Genomic DNA, 15078 nt, shown 5'->3' with positions numbered 1-15078 from the left:
CCGCGCCCGGCTGCCAGACTCGCCCCATGGCGCTCTTGAACGGACACCCGGCGGACCCCGACGTCCTGCGCACCCTCGCGCTCACCAACTACGGCCACTTCACCACGATGCGGGTGGACGACCGGCGCGTGCCCGGCCTCGCCCGGCATCTGGCGCGGCTGGTGCGCGACTGCCGGACGGTCTTCGGCGCGGAGCTCGATCCGGAAGCGGTCCGCCGGTACGTCCGCGAGGCCGTCGGCGAGCGGGCCGGGGCCCTCGTCGTACGGGTCACCGTCCTCGACCCCGGGCTGGACATCGGGCGCCCGGCCGCCGCGCACGACCCCCAGGTACTGGTGACGCTCCGGCCCGCGGGCGCGCTGCCGCTGCCCCCGCTGCGCGTGGGGACCGTCCGCCATCAGCGGGAGGTGCCCCAGGTGAAGCACACCGGCCTGTTCGGGGCCCTGCACCAGCGGCGCGCGGCGCAGGAGGCCGGGTTCGACGATGCGCTGTTCGTGGGGGCGGACGGGCTGGTCTCCGAGGGCCCCACCTGGAATGTGGGCTTCGTCGAGGCGAGCGGCGCGGTGGTGTGGCCGCGGGCCGAGGTGCTGCCCGGTGTGACCATGGCGCTGCTCCAGGAACTGCACGGCCACGCCGTCGCGCCCGTCGCCGCCGAGCAACTCCCCCGTATGCGCGCCGCGTTCGCGACCAACACCGCCATCGGTGTACGCCCGATCGACACCGTCGACGGCACCCGGCTGGACGCGGCGCACCCCGTACTCGTCGCGCTGCGGGAGTCCTACGCCGCGGTGAGGGGCGAGGAGCTGTAGGGACCGAGCGGGGCCGCGCGGTCAGGCGCAGGCCGTTGCCGGGTCGCCGGTGCCGTCGGCCCAGCAGTGCCGGCCGCTCCCACCCGCTCAGATGACCAGCCGCTCCGGCATCGGCTGCTCCACCCCGTCCAGCTCCAGCGTGCAGCGGGGCGGGGTCGGCACCAGGTGCGGCTCCCGCAGCAGGATCCGGAACGGATGGGCGGGCTCGCCGGGCAGCTCGCCGCTCAGCACGTTCATTCCCCGGTCGTGCTCCTTGCGGTAGGCGACCACCTTGCCATTGACCAGCAGCTCCAGCTCGCCCTCCCGGCCGGGACCCACGTTCACGGTGATCGAGTGGCCCCTTTGATCCACATGGAAGTGGTGGCTCTGGCTCATGACGCACCTCCGACGACGCCGCGCGTACATCCAGCGTAAGACCGGTGCCCATAAACCGGCACAAACCCGGCATAGCCGTATCTAGTGGACGGTCCGCGAGTGACAATTGCAGGGAAGGGGGTGTGCGGGGAGATGGCGATGGACGGCTCGAGGAATGGCGCGAAGGGCGGCTCGCTGGGCGGCTCGATCCGTCTCGGGAGCGTGTTCGGAGTGCCGCTGCGGATGCACTGGAGCGTGCCGCTGCTGGTGGTCCTGTTCGCCTACGGCCTCGGCCGCCGCACCCTGCCCGTAGGGGCGCCGGGACACTCGCCCGCCGTCTACGCCGTCGCCGGCGTGGCCGGGGCCGCGCTGCTCATGGGCAGCCTGGTGCTGCACGAGACGGCACACGCCGCCACCGCCCGGCGCAAGCAGATCTCGGTGGAGGACGTGACGCTGTGGGCGCTGGGCGGGATGACGCGGATGGGGCGGCCCAAGACCGCCGCGGCGGCGTTCCTGGTGGCGGTCAGTGGGCCGCTGACCAGCCTGGTCATCGGCGGCGTCGCCCTCGGTGCGGGCCTCGGGCTGCATGCGCTCGCCCGCTGGGCGGCCGTCCCCGCCGTCGTCCTGCTCTGGCTCGGCTGGGCCAACCTCTTCCTCGGCGTGTTCAACCTCCTGCCCGCCGTACCGCTCGACGGCGGACGGGTGGTGCAGGCGCTGCTGTGGTGGCGGACGGGAGACCGGGAGCGCGCCGATCTGGCCGCCTCCCGGGGTGGCCAGGTGACCGGAGTGCTGATGGCGGGCGCCGGCTGGGTCCTCCTGCTGCGCGGGGCGCCGATCGGCCTCTGGATCGTCTTCATCGGCCTCTTCGTCATGGTCGTCGCCGGGGCGGAACGCCGGCACGCCGCCCTGCACACCGCGCTGCGCGGCATCCGCGTGGCCGACGCCATGACCAGCCCCGTGACCACCGGCGCCGACTGGCTCACCGTCCAGCACTTCATCGACGAGGTGGCCGTGCACTCCCACCACTCCGCCGTCCCGCTGCTCGACTTCGAGGGCCGCCCGAGCGGCATTGTGCAGATCCGCAGGCTGGCCGGGGTCCCGGCGCCCAGCCGCGAGACCCTGCGAGTGCGCGAGGTGGCCGTGCCGATCTCCCAGTGCGCGGTCGCCGCCCCGGACGAGCAGCTGACCGAGGCCCTCGACCGGGTCAGCCTGCGCACCGGGATGCGGATCCTCGTCGCCGACGGGGGACATCTGGTGGGCATCGTCACCGGCAAGGACCTCGCCCGGATGATGCAGCGGCACACGCTCCGCGGCGGGGCACAGGGGTGATGTGGTGATGCGGTACGTGACGGTGACCGCCCTCAGCCACACCGGGCTGGTCCGCGACCACAACGAGGACAGCCTGGTGGCCGGCCCCTGGACGCTGTGCGGCACGGTGACGCAGAACCCCCAGACCCTGGTCTTCCCGCTCGGCCATCCCCTCGTCGTCGCGGTCGCCGACGGCATCGGCGGCCAGCCCGGCGGCGAGGTGGCCAGTGAACTGACGGTACGTCAACTCTCTACGGTCGGCCCCGCCCTGAACTCCGAGGAAGCGCTGCGGGACGCGCTGGACGTCTGCAACCAGGCGGTGTACGCGGCCGCCGACCGCAACCCGGCCCTCGCCACCATGGGCACCACCGTCGCCGGTGTCGTGGTCCTCCCGGAGACGCTCTTCACCTTCAACGTCGGCGACAGCAAAGTGCTCAACCACACCCCGGACGGCCTGCGCCAACTGAGCGTCGACGACAGCCCGCCGCTCTCCCCGGGCCGCCGCACCACCTCCCTCATCACCCAGTCCCTGGGCGGCTCCCGCCACTTCACCCCCGTCGTCCCGCACATCGCCGCAACCCCCGTGTCCGTCTCCGGCCGCTACCTGGCCTGCACGGACGGCCTGACCGACCCCGTACCGGAGGACGCACTCGACGACCTGCTGCAGACCCACGGCCATGACAACGGCAAGGCCGCATTCGAGCTGTGGAGGGCCGCCATCGAGGCGGGCGGGCCGGACAACATCACGCTGGCTCTGATCGAGATCGGGGAGTGACCAGGCAGACGGGCACCGCAGGCAAAGGGGCCTGTGCGCGACCACCGGCCGCGCACAGGCCCCTCACCTCTTGCCGTCGGCTGCGGGCTACTTCTTGAACCCGTAATCCATCAGCTTCTTCGCGGACGCCGTGCGGGCGGCCACCGAGGAATCGGCGAGGACCGTGCCGATGACCGTCTTGCCGCTGCGGGTGGCGGCGAAGACCAGGCAGTACTTGGCCTCCGGGCCCGAGCCCGTCTTGACGCCGATGGCGCCGGAGTAGCTGCCGAGCAGGCTGTTGGTGTTGGTCCACTCCATGTAGCGGTAGCCACCGCTCTTGGTCGTGACCTTCTGCTTCGTCGACTTCGTCTTCACGACCGTACGGAACGTGGAGTACTTCATCGCGCTGCCGGCGAGCTTCGTCAGATCGCGCGGCGTCGAGTAGTTCGAGCCCTTCCCGATGCCGTCGAACGAGTCGAAGTGCGTGTTCGTCAGGCCGAGGCCCTTGGCGGTGGAGTTCATCTTGCCGATGAACGACTTCACACGGGCATCCCGCGTGGTCCCGCTGCCGAACTTGTCGGCCAGCGCGTACGCCGCGTCGCAGCCGGACGGCAGCATCAGCCCGTACAGGAGCTGGCGGACGGAGACCTTGTCGCCGACGATCAGGCGGGCCGACGAGGCCCAGTCGTTGTCGACGATGTAGTCGCTGTACGCCTTCTGGACCGTGACCTTGGCATCAAGGTCGAGGTTCTTCTGGGCCAGCACCACCCGCGCCGTCATGATCTTGGTGGTGGAGCCGGTGGAGCGACGGGTGTCGGCGGCCTTGGTGAACAGGCTCTTGCCCGTGCCGTTGTTCATCACGAACCCGCCCTTGGCGGTGATCGTGGGCGCCGCGAGCGTGGCGGCCTGCGCCGGAGCGACGAACGCCCCGGCCGTGAGGACGGCTCCCGTGGTGACGGCTACCGCGGAAGCGCGACGAATGCCCTTAATGCCGATTTTCAATCGAATACTCCAAATACCCCTGCAGTACGGTCACCTGCAGTGCGGTCACAGGCGGGTGTGCGGCCACAGAGAGAATGCCGCTTGCTGGTGAGACGCCCGAGGCGGACCGATGGATGCGCGCGCTACGGAGTTTTTTCGGAACCCGTCCCCCCTCTCACACGTCTTCCGGCGTGTTGGCGTTGACGGTCCGTGGAGGAATCCGGTGAAGCACAGGATATTGGGGGAGCGCTACGAGCTGGTGGAGCAGCTCGGGCACGGCGGAATGGGCACGGTCTACCGGGCCGTCGACCACCGGCTGCGCCGTACCGTCGCGGTCAAGACCCTCTCCGCCGATCTCGCGCTGCAGCCGGAATTCCTCACCCGCTTCCAGCGCGAGGCGCATGCCGCCGCCGCGCTCAATCACCCCGGCGTGGCCACCGTTCACGACGTGGGCGAGGACGACGCCGGCGGCGGGGGCGAGCCGTACCTGGTGATGGAGTATGTGGAGGGCCAAACGCTCAGTCAGGTGCTGCACGGCGGCGCGATGGCGGTGGCGCAGGCCGTCGACATCGCCTGCCAGGTCCTGGAGGCGCTGGAGCACAGCCACCGGCACGCCATCGTGCACCGCGACATCAAGCCCGCGAACGTCATGCTCACCGCCACGGGCAAGGTCAAGGTCGTCGACTTCGGCATCGCCAAGGCGCTCAGCGAGGTGGCCACCCGGCTGACCGGCACGGGCGTGGCGGTCGGCACCCCCGCCTATCTGGCCCCGGAGCAGATCAACGGCCACGAGACCGATCACCGCACCGACCTGTACGCCGTGGGCTGCCTGCTCCACGAGCTCCTCACGGGGCGTCCCCCGTACACCGGGGACTCACCCTTCTCCGTCATGCACCAGCACCTGGCCGCGGAACCCGTGCCGCCCTCCCAGCTCCGCCCGGAGCTGCCGGCCGCCCTGGACGCGGTGATCGTCAAGGCGCTGCACAAGGACCGGGGGGACCGTTTCGCGGACGCGTCCGCGATGAAGGCGGCGGTCGCCGAGGCCGCCCGGGGAAGAGCGGCGGCTGCGCCGCGGACCCCGACCACCGTGGATCCCGCGGCGGGCGCGCCCGAGGCCGCCGCACCCACCGCCGCCCCCGCGCCGGAAGCACCCGTCGCGGCCCCGGCGGCCCCCGCACCGCAGCCCGCCCGCCGGCGGATGGCCCGGGTCGTCTTCCGTCCCACGGCCGAGGGAGCGGTCGCCCTGCTCGGCTGCGTCCTGTCCGTGGCGATCTCCCGTACCGACATGATCGAGGTCGGCCAGTTCCACCGCGTCGCGCTGCTCGCCGCCGTAGCCGGGGCGGTCCTCCTGCTGTGGTCCGCGCGGCTCGCGTGCGCGGTGGCCTGGGGCCCGGTGGCGGAGGCCGTCGCGGCCTGGTCCGAACTCGCCCGCGGCTACGTCGGCTGGGACACCCACTACGTCATGATCGCCCTGCTCCTGGGCGTTGTCGCCGCGCTGTGCCTCGCCGCCGGGTACCGCGACGAGCGCTCGGGCGGCTTCGCACTGGTGGCGTTCTGGTTCACCGGCCTGACAGCCGTCTGGTTCTTCCTCGACGACCTGAACAAGATCGGTGTGTTCTACGTGCTGTTGCTGGGGGTGACGCTCGCGGTGGGCGCGCAGGTGCTCAAGGCGCGTACGGCAGCGGCGTCGAGCGCCCGCTGAGCGGCTCGGTCCGCCGGCGGTCGCCGGATCCCCCGATGTGCCACCGACACCGTTTCACCGTGCGGTGCGCACCGCGCTTCGGCACCACTCCAGCACGGCTTGATGGGGCTCTAAGGGGTGCTCCGTGATTCATGCGTAGTTGATCTTGAGGTTGTGGAGTACGGAGACTGCGCGGGTGGTGTCGTTGATCGTGTTGCTGCGTCGGCGGTGTCGGCGTAGGGCGCGGTGACCCCGGGCGACCATGGCTGACCTACTACGCCCCCGGCTTGGGGTGAGCTTCCCGCCAGGCGTCCAGCTTCTCTTCGGGCCACAGGGGCGTGCGCCCGACGTAGATGGGGGCAGGGAAGTCGGCACGGCTGCTGTTGAGGTTGGAGACGTGCTGGACGGTGACCTTGAGTCGTTCTGCCGCCTGTCGGGCGCCTGCGTATCCGGGAATCATGGCTGCCATAAACCGATTCCATTTCGATCGCCATAGCTGAACTCATCGCATAGCGTGTCGTAAGTCAACTAATTTTGAAGGGAGGTGACGGTCATGCAGCATGCTCAGCTGCAGCGGAAGTTCCGGGGAAGAAACAAGGCTCAGAAGTGGACCAAGCCTGACGACGGGATGGTGTCGGTGATGGTGCTGCCACTGGCCGTCACCAAACCCGCCGACCTGATGCGGCTGGAGAAGCTGTTCGGCGCAATGTGGTCGATCAAGCGGGCCGTCCAACGTGACGCCCGCGCCAAGGTCGATGCGTACTGGGCGGCGAAGCACGAGCGGGACCGGAAGGGGGCGAAGTCCGTACGACAGCGCCTCGGCCTGTCCCGTGAGGCCCTGGAACGCTGCGCGTACAGGCACCTGGAAGACGCCGGGCACCTCAAGCACCACGCCTCAAAGGCTCTGGCAATGCACATCGCTGACGAGGTATGGAACGGCGTGCAACGGCACCTGTTCGCCGACAACACGGGCAAGCGCTTCGGGCGGCCGAAGGTGGGCCAGTGGCACAACTTCACCCGGATTCCGGGCCGCGCCCGCTCGCATACCACCGTCAACAAGTGGGAGACCTTCCGCCTCGTCGGTTCTCTCCACGGCCACGCCATGGCCTACACCTGCGGTGGCCGGCACGATCTGATGCAACCGCGCCGGATGCCCAAGCCGACCGTGCCGGACGGCAAGGTGCCCACTGGCAAGACCACCGCATCCGGCAAGCCCGCGACGCGCAAGGCCACCTGGTGGGACCACATCGGCCCCCTCGCCGTCGTGTTCGCGTCAGGGCCCGACAGCCAGCGCGGTGACCTCGTGCTGCCCGTCCGCATCCCCCAGGGACCAAAGCAGTGGGCCAGGATCGAGCATTTCCTCAACAGCCCCGGCAGCTGGCACAAGGTGGACCTCGTACGCCGTCGCAAGGCCGGTGCGCCGGGCGGCTGGGCCTATGAGGCGCATCTGATGGTCCTCGGCCCCGGATACGCCTCACCGGCCGTCCAGATGATGCGCCAACAGGCCGCTGAGCTGGACCGTATCGGCGGGGTGGGCGGCAACGTATCCAACCTGTCGATTGTCTCCTTCCCCGCTGGCCTGGGCCCCGCCGACGGTGCGCCTGCATCCACGGAGATCACGCTCACGGACGAGGAGCGGGCACGGATGGAGAAGGCCGTGAAGAAGCGGCGGGGCCGTGCGCGGGCACTGGAACGCTCCCGCCGGGCGACGAACACCGCGCAGTACGGGCTGTCGAAGAAGCAGGTCCGACGTGCTGAGCGCCGAGTGGCCAAGGGGCTGCCAGAGAAGGCCGTCACCGTGCCCGGCGGTGCCCGCGATGCCCGTACGGACGGAGTACCGAAGCAGGCATTCCGACGCGACCGGCTCTCCGCCAACTACCGAGAGCAGCGCGCCCGGCAGGCCGAAGCCGCCGCCTCGATGGCGGAGCACCGCCGACACCGCGCCCGCACCGTGGCCCGGCAGATCATCGCCTCCCACGGCCCGAACCTGACAGTCGAGGACTGCGATATCCGCACCTGGTACCGGCTGTGGGGCAAGCGCCTCTCGCAGACCACACCCGGCATGCTGATCTCGGCCCTCGACCGCGAATGCCGGGCAGCGGGCGGCAGGCTCGTACGGGCCTCCACCTGGTCAACAGCCCTGTCACAGCACTGTCTGTGCGGCGAACGCGTCACCAAGACCCTGCGGGACCGTGAGCACAAGTGCATTGCCTGCGGCATTGTCGGCAAGCGCGACCTCGTATCCGCCGCCCTGGCCACCTTCGTCCGACTCACCGATGCGGACGACCCCAAAACCGCGCATCTGGACAGCAGCCTGTCCCGGCACGCACAGATCATTTTCGGAGAAGGGCTGGAAGAAGCCCTGAGTGAGTCAACCACACCGTGCCAGAACACCTCTCGGGGTGCTGGTCGCGTGGCAGTTCCGCGTCAGCGCGGGACCTCTGCTCACCGGACCGCCGCCCGGCGGGACCGAGCAACCCCAGCTGAGACGCCATTCGGTGACCACGCTGGAGCGCCCGGCCCCCGCCACGGCTGCAACCCGCAGCTCACCCTCTGGTGAATTGCGGATCAAGTCTTAGCCTGGAGGAATGGGCCCCGATGTGGTCACGCTGTTCCTCTGCGGCGATGTGATGCTCGGCCGCGGCGTGGACCAGATCCTGCCGCATCCGGGGGATCCGGCCCTGCGGGAGGGGTTCGTCCGCGACGCCCGCGACTATGTGGCGCTCGCGGAGGAGGCGACCCGCCCCATTCCCCGGCCGGTCGATTTCACCTGGCCGTGGGGGGACGCGCTGTCGGTGCTCGAGGACGCCGCCCCCGCCGCCCGGGTGATCAATCTGGAAACCAGCGTCACGCAGAGCGACACCTACGCGCCCGGCCAGGGCATCCACTACCGGATGCACCCCGCGAACCTGCCCTGCCTGGCCGCCGGCCGCCCCGACGTCTGCGTACTGGCCAACAACCACGTCCTGGACTTCGGCCGCCCCGGACTGACGGAGACGCTCGGCACCCTGGCGGACGGGGGGCTACGGACGGCGGGGGCGGGTGAGGACCTCGCGGCGGCGCAGCGGCCGGCGGTCGTTCCGCTGGGAGGCGGGCGCCGGGTGCTGGTCTTCTCCTTCGGGATGCCGTCCAGCGGGATCCCGCGCCTGTGGGCCGCGACCGCGGAGCGCAGCGGGGTCGTCTTCGTGGCCGGGCCGTCGGAGGCCGCCGCGGCCGAGGTGACCGGGCGGGTACGGCAGGAGAAACGGCCGGGCGATGTGGTGGTGGCCTCCGTGCACTGGGGCTCCAACTGGGGCTACCCCGTCTGCCGCGAGCAGGTCGCCTTCGCCCATGCGCTCATCCACGGCGGCGTGGACGTCGTCCACGGGCACTCCTCGCACCACCCCCGCCCCCTGGAGCTCTACCGGGGAAAGCTCATCCTCCACGGGTGCGGCGACTTCATCGACGACTACGAGGGCATCACCGGCTTCGAGCGCTACCGCGACGACCTGCGCCCCCTCTACCTCGCCTCGCTGGAGCCGGACACCGGCAGGCTGCACGAGCTGCGGATCGCGCCCCTGCAGGCCTGGCGGATGCGCCTGCGCCACGCCACGCCCGAGGACACCCAGTGGCTGCGGGCACTCCTCGACCGGATCGCCGGCGGCTTTGGCCCGTGTGCCGTCGACGGGGCGGAGGGCATGCTCACCCTCCGCCCGGCGTCATAGGACACGTCCTAACGCCCCGCGATCGCCTCGGCGAGGGCGAGGATCCGGCGGGCGTCCTCGACGTGCAGGTTCTCGATCAACCGGCCGTCCACGGTGACGACGCCGCGCCCTTCGCGGGTGGCGAGGTCGAACGCCTCGATGATCCGTCGTGCATGGTCGATCTGGGCGTCCGACGGAGCGAAGACCCGGTTGCACGGCTCGACCTGCGAGGGGTGGATCAGCGTCTTGCCGTCGAAGCCGAACTGCCGCCCCTGGACGCACTCGGCCTCGAACCCCGCCGCATCCCGGACGTCGTTGTAGACCCCGTCCAGGATCACCTTGCCGGACTCGCGGGCCGCCAGCAGCGCCAGCGACAGCCCGGTCAGCAGCGGCGCCCGGCCGGGGACGTGTTCGGCGTGCAGTTCCTTGGCCAGGTCGTTGGTGCCCATCACCAGCACGGTGAGCCGTTCGCTCGCGCCGGCCACCGCACGGGCGTCCAGCATGGCCCGCGGCGTCTCGACCATCGCCCAGATCGCCGTACGGTCCGGGGCGCCGGCCGCCTCCAGGGCCCGCTCCACCTCCCGTACGGTCGCGGCGGACTCCACCTTGGGCACGACGACCGCGTCCGGACCGGCCTCGGCGGCGGCCCGCAGATCGTCGGCGTGCCAGGCGGTGCCGGGCCCGTTGACCCGGATCGTCACCTCGCGGTGGCCGTACTCGCCGGAAGCCGCGGCGGCCGCGACCCGCTTGCGGGCGTCGGCCTTCGCGTCGGGGGCGACCGCGTCCTCCAGGTCGAGGATGAGCGCGTCGGCGGGCAGCGACTTGGCCTTCTCCAGGGCGCGTTCGTTGGCGCCCGGCATGTAGAGCACGGAGCGGCGCGGCCGCAGGGTCGCGTCGGACATCGGAGCTACTCCTTCTCGGCGGCTGCGTAGGCGTCGCGCAGCTCGGGGTCGCGGGCGGCGAGGGCGTCCGCGAGCCGGGCCACCACCTGGCACTGCTTGTACGTGGCGTCGTCCTGCATCTTGCCGTCGATCATCACCGCGCCGGTGCCGTCGCCCATCGCCGCGATGACCTGGCGGGCCCAGGCGACATCGGCGGGCGCGGGTGAGAAGACCTTCTTGGCGATGGGGATCTGCACCGGGTGCAGGCTCCATGCGCCGACACAGCCGAGCAGGAACGCGTTACGGAACTGGTCCTCGCAGGCGGTGGTGTCCTTGATGTCGCCGAACGGCCCGTAGTACGGCAGGATCCCGTGCGCCGCACAGGCATCGACCATCCGCGCGAGGGTGTAGTGCCACAGGTCCTGCTGGTAGGTGGCCCGCGGCGCGCTGCCGTCCGGGCCGTGCGGGTCCTCGCGGACGAGATATCCGGGGTGGCCGCCGCCCACCCGGGTCGTCTTCATCCGGCGGCTGGCCGCCAGGTCGGCGGGGCCGAGGGAGATGCCCTGCATCCGGGGGCTGGCCCCGGCGATCTCCTCCACATTGGCGACGCCGGTGGCGGTCTCCAGGATGGCGTGGACGAGGATCGGCCGCTGGATCTGCGCCTTCGCCTCCAGCTGGGCGAGCAGCCGGTCGACGTAGTGGATGTCCTCGGCGCCCTCCACCTTCGGCACCATGATCACGTCGAGCTTGTCGCCGACCTCGGTGACCAGCGTCAGCAGGTCGTCCAGCGCCCACGGCGAGTCCAGGCTGTTGATCCGCGTCCACAGCTGCGTCTCGCCGAAGTCGGTGGCCCTGGCGATCTCCACCAGGCCGGACCGGGCCGCTTCCTTGCGGTCGGCGGCGACCGCGTCCTCCAGATTGCCGAGCAGTACGTCGACGGTGGGGGCGATGGCCGGCACCTTCGCCGCCATCTTCGCGTTGCCCGGGTCAAAGAAGTGGATCATCCGGGACGGCAGGAACGGCACGTCCCGCACCGGCGTCGGCGCACCGACGGCCAGCGGGCGGAAGAAGTCCTTCGGAGAGCGCATGCAGTCTCCCTGGTCGGATCGAGGGGTGCGGGGCCGCCGACGGGATCCGGCGGCCATCCGGCCCTCACTTTAGGGGCGCGGGGCGGTAACGCTACTGGCCAGTACGTGTGCCGTTGGTCACCGTCTGCAAGCGCAGGCCACCACCTCGGCCCCACCCGCCCCGACACTCCGCGAGGCGGCCGCCGGGGCTCAATTGCGCCCTATTGGCGGTGCGTTGCCCTCACTGCGTCCGGCTGGAGGACCGACGGGCCCGGCGTTTCGGCCGGCACCACCTGGCGCGGCCGCTCGCCCGCTCACCGCACGACGGCGAACGGCCCCCGCCCCTCGGTGCCGTCGGGCAGCCGCCAGCCGGCGGTGACATGTCCCCGGATCCGTGCCGCACCTGTGGCGGAAGCGTCGTGGTGGGCCTCGAGGACGCGGTGCACGCGGACGGCCAGCCGGCCGCCCGGCCGGTCCCCGGGGCCGGATGCGACACCGGTCCCGGTCTCCACGACGAGATCCGTGCCGTCCGGCCCGCTGGCCACCACCGTGGACCCGGCCACCGCCGCATGGCCGGCCGCATCACCGGTCTCCGTGAAGTCCCTGGTGACGGACCGGTCCACGGCATCGCTGACGTTCTGGTCCTGCGGCTCCGCCTCGCCCCTGATCAGCGCGACGAGTTGGGCCACGAGAACCGGGTCGTGGGTGCCGTCAAAGACCCACCGCCGCCCCAGCACCCCGTGCTCGGTGGTGCCGACGAGCGCATGGCCGGCCCCGTCGAGCGGCGCACCCCGGTACGTGAGCGGAACCAGATACGTCACCGGCCGGTCGCCGGACCCGTCGCTGACCACCATGAACTCGATCCCGACCGCGCCCTGTGGGTCATCGAGCCGGAAACCGCCGGCCTTGCTCAACTCCGGTGTGCGGGACTCCCGGCCGAGGTACCAGGGCTGACCGGGAAGCCACGCCGTCAGAAGCTCCAGTTTGCCGGGTGTCAGCGTGACGTGGTGGATGACAGCCATAGCGCGAATTCCTCCCGTAGCCCTGGCCCATGATCCCGGCTCACCTTGCCACCGCCCGGACGGCGGAGCCTATTCGCGGAGGCGGATTCCCTTGACCGCGGTGTCGAACATCGGCCGGTACTCCTGCCATTGCTCGTTCGGTGCGGAGAGATAGACCACGTACTGCGTGTTGTCGGCGCCGCTGAAGGCCAGCTCCACCCCCCGGTACTCCCGCACGTCCCCCATGAACGTGAACTCCCAGTACCCGGCCGGCCGTCCCCGGAACGTCGTGGGGCCCATCCTGACCCGCTCATAGTCCCGGTTGTCGCGACGCGTCTGGGCCTCTTCGGTCTCGCGCCAGTGCCGGAGCGGATCGGACCCCGCGAACTCGACGACATTGACGCGCAGGCCCACCAGCTGGGTCGGGTCGATGTAGCCGAGCTCACCGCCGGGCAACTTCTTGAAGGTCCAGCCGTCCCGTACGGGGACGGAGAAGCCCTGGGCCGCCTTCTTGAGGTGGTATCCGGCGGGAAGCGGTGGCGGCGGGGAAGGGCTGGGCTGCGGAGGGCGGGAGGAGGCGCGGGCCTTGGGCGGAGGGGCGTCCGTCGAAGCGGCACTGTCCCCGGGCCACAGCACCACGCCGCCCGTCACGGTGGCGGCGGCCACCACCGCTGCGACGCACCACAGTGCCGCGCGGCGGCCGCGCCCGCGCCGCCCTGGCGCAGGGGCCACGGAGTCGCCCACCCGCTCCGGCCGCGTGGGCGGCTCGAGGGAGGCGGTTCCGGGGGCGGCGATCCCGACGGAGGCGATCCCGAGGGCGTCGGTCCCCGTCCCGGTCGCGCGGCTCAGGAGACGTTCGGCCTCGTGGGCGTCCATGCGCCGGCCGGGATCCTTCACCAGCAGGCCCTCGATCACCGGGGTCAGGTCTCCGGCGCCGCGCGGGGGTTCGTGCGCGTCCACGGCGATGGCGTACGCCGTCTCGATCGCGGTGTCCCGCTGGAACGGGTGACGCCCTTCGACCGCCTGGTACAGCGTCGCTCCGAGGGACCACAGGTCACAGGCGGGGCCGGGCTCGGCGATCCCGGGCCGCAGGCGTTCGGGCGCGAGGTACTGGACCGACCCGACGAGCTCGCCGGTCCGGGTCAGCGACGGCGTTCCGGACTCCACGGCGATCCCGAAGTCGGTGAGGACGATGCGCCCGTCGTGTCCGAGCAGAACGTTGGCGGGCTTGACGTCCCGGTGCAGCACCCCGGCGTCGTGCGCGGCGCGCAGCGCGGCGGCCATGCCGCGTCCGATCCGGGCCGCTTCGCCGGGCTCCAGCGCACCCTGCCGCTTCACCACGTCGCTCAGCGTGACCGAGGGGATGTACTCCATCACGATGCACGGCAGGCCCTCGTCATCGACGACGTCGTGCACCACGATCACGTTGGGGTGGGTGATCCGGGCGGCGCTGCGGGCCTCGCGGCGGGTGCGCTCGTACAGCCGCTGGATCTCATCGTCCTGCAGGTGCGGCGGAAGGTGCAGTTTCTTCACGGCGACGTGCCGGCCGAGCAGTTCGTCCTCCGCCCGCCACACCGTGCCCATACCGCCGCGGCCCACACGCTCCACCAGCCGATAACGGTTGGCTATGAGCCGTCCCAGATCGGACACTGTGTGACCTACTTTTCCCCGCACGCCCGAACAGATTGCGGAAGCACCATAAGCGCGTGCCGGTTGCATGGCCATGGCAGCCGATTTCCCGGGCGCCGAGAAGGTCCCGCAGGTCGGTGATCTCGTAGCCGCGGGCGCGGACGGCGTCGATGATCCCGGGCAGGGCCTGTGCGTCGAGTACGGAGTCCCGCCCGTCCCGCGAGCCGACGTGCATCTGAAGGATCGCGCCGGCTTCCAGGGCGCCGACTGCGCGGCGGACGGCCCTGCGCACGGACATGCCGCCCGGCGTACCGAGGTAGCCGTTGGTGTCGGTGGTGAACTCGATATCGGCGAATCCGAGGGCATTGACCTCGGCGATCTCCTGCGGGGAGGTTTCGCTGTAGGGGAAGCGGAAGAACGGCAACGGCGCCGCCCCGGTGGCGGCGCGAAGGGCCCGGTCCGCCTTCAGCACGTCCGCCGCCCGCTCCGAGGGGCGCAGCGCCGCGAAGTGGGGGTGGCTGTAGGAGTGGTTGCCGATTCCGTGTCCGGCCGCCGCGAGGGTACGGGCCTGTGCGGGGTAGCGGTGGGCGAAGTCACCGGTCAGGAAGAAGGTGGCCGGGGCGTGCCGGCGCCGCAGCACGCCGAGAACCGTGGCGATGCCCTTCTCGTTCCATGCCGCGTTGAACGTCAGCGCCATCACGCGCCGCCGCGTGCGCATCGTGCGGTTCTCGGACCCGTACAGCTTCCGCACCGCATCCGGGGCGGGGCAGCCCCCGGTCACCGCCCGCGGACGGTCGCCCGGCGGCGACGCGGCCACGCCGCTCTGCCCGCCGGCGGGGACGGCAGCCGCGCCCAGCATCGCCACGGCCAGCAGCCCCCGGGCGGCCCGTCCCACGGCCTTCGAGAAAGGAGTCACACGCAAGCCATCGGCGC

Annotated in this window: 14 protein-coding genes; 6 read left to right on the top strand and 8 right to left on the bottom strand. The window is 71.3% G+C overall.

Translation table 11 applies throughout. The annotated features are described in order from the left end of the window. Positions 1-26: 26 nt before the first annotated feature. The gene (locus AB0D04_RS25990; RefSeq protein WP_362707734.1) at positions 27-806 is read left to right on the top strand and encodes an aminotransferase class IV; all 780 of its coding nucleotides are present in this window, start codon (positions 27-29) and stop codon (positions 804-806) included. Between the two features lie 87 nt (positions 807-893). Here the strand turns inward: AB0D04_RS25990 and AB0D04_RS25985 are convergent, their stop codons facing one another. Continuing rightward, complete coding sequence (locus AB0D04_RS25985; RefSeq protein ID WP_362707731.1) at positions 894-1181, bottom strand: hypothetical protein; 288 nt, start codon at positions 1179-1181, stop codon at positions 894-896. A 174-nt stretch (positions 1182-1355) separates the two neighbouring features. Here AB0D04_RS25985 and AB0D04_RS25980 point away from each other — a divergent pair, with 174 nt between their 5' ends. Further along, positions 1356-2489, top strand: coding sequence for a site-2 protease family protein (locus AB0D04_RS25980; protein WP_362707776.1), 1134 nt, complete (start codon positions 1356-1358; stop codon positions 2487-2489). Positions 2490-2496: 7 nt separating this feature from the next. Further along, positions 2497-3243, top strand: coding sequence for a PP2C family serine/threonine-protein phosphatase (locus AB0D04_RS25975; protein ID WP_362707728.1), 747 nt, complete (start codon positions 2497-2499; stop codon positions 3241-3243). Positions 3244-3330: 87 nt separating this feature from the next. Here the strand turns inward: AB0D04_RS25975 and AB0D04_RS25970 are convergent, their stop codons facing one another. Further along, on the bottom strand, positions 3331-4224 hold the full coding sequence (locus AB0D04_RS25970) for a D-alanyl-D-alanine carboxypeptidase (RefSeq protein ID WP_362707726.1): 894 nt from the start codon (positions 4222-4224) through the stop codon (positions 3331-3333). A 202-nt stretch (positions 4225-4426) separates the two neighbouring features. Here AB0D04_RS25970 and AB0D04_RS25965 point away from each other — a divergent pair, with 202 nt between their 5' ends. After that, on the top strand, positions 4427-5905 hold the full coding sequence (locus AB0D04_RS25965; protein WP_362707723.1) for a protein kinase: 1479 nt from the start codon (positions 4427-4429) through the stop codon (positions 5903-5905). Between the two features lie 253 nt (positions 5906-6158). On the opposite strand, the gene AB0D04_RS25960 is transcribed toward AB0D04_RS25965, so the two are convergent. Beyond that, entirely contained in the window at positions 6159-6353 is a 195-nt protein-coding gene (locus AB0D04_RS25960; RefSeq protein ID WP_362707720.1) for a hypothetical protein, read from the bottom strand. An 84-nt stretch (positions 6354-6437) separates the two neighbouring features. Between AB0D04_RS25960 and AB0D04_RS25955 the strand changes: the two genes are divergently transcribed. After that, the gene (locus tag AB0D04_RS25955; protein ID WP_362707717.1) at positions 6438-8444 is read left to right on the top strand and encodes a transposase; all 2007 of its coding nucleotides are present in this window, start codon (positions 6438-6440) and stop codon (positions 8442-8444) included. Between the two features lie 28 nt (positions 8445-8472). Beyond that, positions 8473-9588: a CapA family protein gene (locus AB0D04_RS25950; protein WP_362707715.1), complete on the top strand. Its 1116-nt coding sequence runs from the start codon at positions 8473-8475 to the stop codon at positions 9586-9588. Positions 9589-9596: 8 nt separating this feature from the next. Here AB0D04_RS25950 and AB0D04_RS25945 read toward each other — a convergent pair whose 3' ends face one another. The 5 genes from AB0D04_RS25945 to AB0D04_RS25925 all read right to left on the bottom strand — a co-directional run bounded on the left by AB0D04_RS25945 (position 9597) and on the right by AB0D04_RS25925 (position 15061). Then, the gene (locus AB0D04_RS25945) at positions 9597-10469 is read right to left on the bottom strand and encodes a CoA ester lyase (protein WP_362707712.1); all 873 of its coding nucleotides are present in this window, start codon (positions 10467-10469) and stop codon (positions 9597-9599) included. Positions 10470-10474: 5 nt separating this feature from the next. After that, positions 10475-11536 carry a CoA ester lyase gene (locus AB0D04_RS25940; RefSeq protein WP_362707710.1) on the bottom strand — a complete coding sequence of 354 codons (1062 nt, stop codon included), beginning with the start codon at positions 11534-11536 and terminating at the stop codon, positions 10475-10477. A gap of 293 nt (positions 11537-11829) precedes the next feature. Next, complete coding sequence (locus AB0D04_RS25935; RefSeq protein ID WP_362707707.1) at positions 11830-12537, bottom strand: 1,4-alpha-glucan branching protein; 708 nt, start codon at positions 12535-12537, stop codon at positions 11830-11832. A 69-nt stretch (positions 12538-12606) separates the two neighbouring features. Continuing rightward, positions 12607-14100, bottom strand: a complete 1494-nt coding sequence (locus AB0D04_RS25930) for a serine/threonine-protein kinase (RefSeq protein WP_362707773.1) — start codon at positions 14098-14100, stop codon at positions 12607-12609. Beyond that, on the bottom strand, positions 14009-15061 hold the full coding sequence (locus AB0D04_RS25925) for a polysaccharide deacetylase family protein (protein WP_362707704.1): 1053 nt from the start codon (positions 15059-15061) through the stop codon (positions 14009-14011). Before AB0D04_RS25925 ends, AB0D04_RS25930 begins: the two co-directional genes overlap by 92 nt. Between the last annotated feature and the right edge of the window lie 17 nt (positions 15062-15078).

This window comes from Streptomyces sp. NPDC048483 (genome assembly GCF_040651455.1).
GTDB lineage: Bacteria > Actinomycetota > Actinomycetes > Streptomycetales > Streptomycetaceae > Streptomyces.
Note: the sequence above shows the minus strand (reverse complement) of the source record. Positions and strands in the feature narration are given on the sequence as shown.

Excerpts from the sequence above, each read along its gene's own strand:
- AB0D04_RS25990 (WP_362707734.1), top strand. The coding sequence starts at position 27 with ATGGCGCTCTTGAACGGACACCCGGCGGACCCCGACGTCCTGCGCACC.
- AB0D04_RS25985 (WP_362707731.1), bottom strand. The coding sequence starts at position 1,181 with ATGAGCCAGAGCCACCACTTCCATGTGGATCAAAGGGGCCACTCGATC.
- AB0D04_RS25975 (WP_362707728.1), top strand. The coding sequence starts at position 2,497 with ATGCGGTACGTGACGGTGACCGCCCTCAGCCACACCGGGCTGGTCCGC.
- AB0D04_RS25960 (WP_362707720.1), bottom strand. The coding sequence starts at position 6,353 with ATGGCAGCCATGATTCCCGGATACGCAGGCGCCCGACAGGCGGCAGAA.
- AB0D04_RS25955 (WP_362707717.1), top strand. The coding sequence starts at position 6,438 with ATGCAGCATGCTCAGCTGCAGCGGAAGTTCCGGGGAAGAAACAAGGCT.
- AB0D04_RS25950 (WP_362707715.1), top strand. The coding sequence starts at position 8,473 with ATGGGCCCCGATGTGGTCACGCTGTTCCTCTGCGGCGATGTGATGCTC.
- AB0D04_RS25945 (WP_362707712.1), bottom strand. The coding sequence starts at position 10,469 with ATGTCCGACGCGACCCTGCGGCCGCGCCGCTCCGTGCTCTACATGCCG.
- AB0D04_RS25940 (WP_362707710.1), bottom strand. The coding sequence starts at position 11,536 with ATGCGCTCTCCGAAGGACTTCTTCCGCCCGCTGGCCGTCGGTGCGCCG.
- AB0D04_RS25935 (WP_362707707.1), bottom strand. The coding sequence starts at position 12,537 with ATGGCTGTCATCCACCACGTCACGCTGACACCCGGCAAACTGGAGCTT.
- AB0D04_RS25930 (WP_362707773.1), bottom strand. The coding sequence starts at position 14,100 with ATGGGCACGGTGTGGCGGGCGGAGGACGAACTGCTCGGCCGGCACGTC.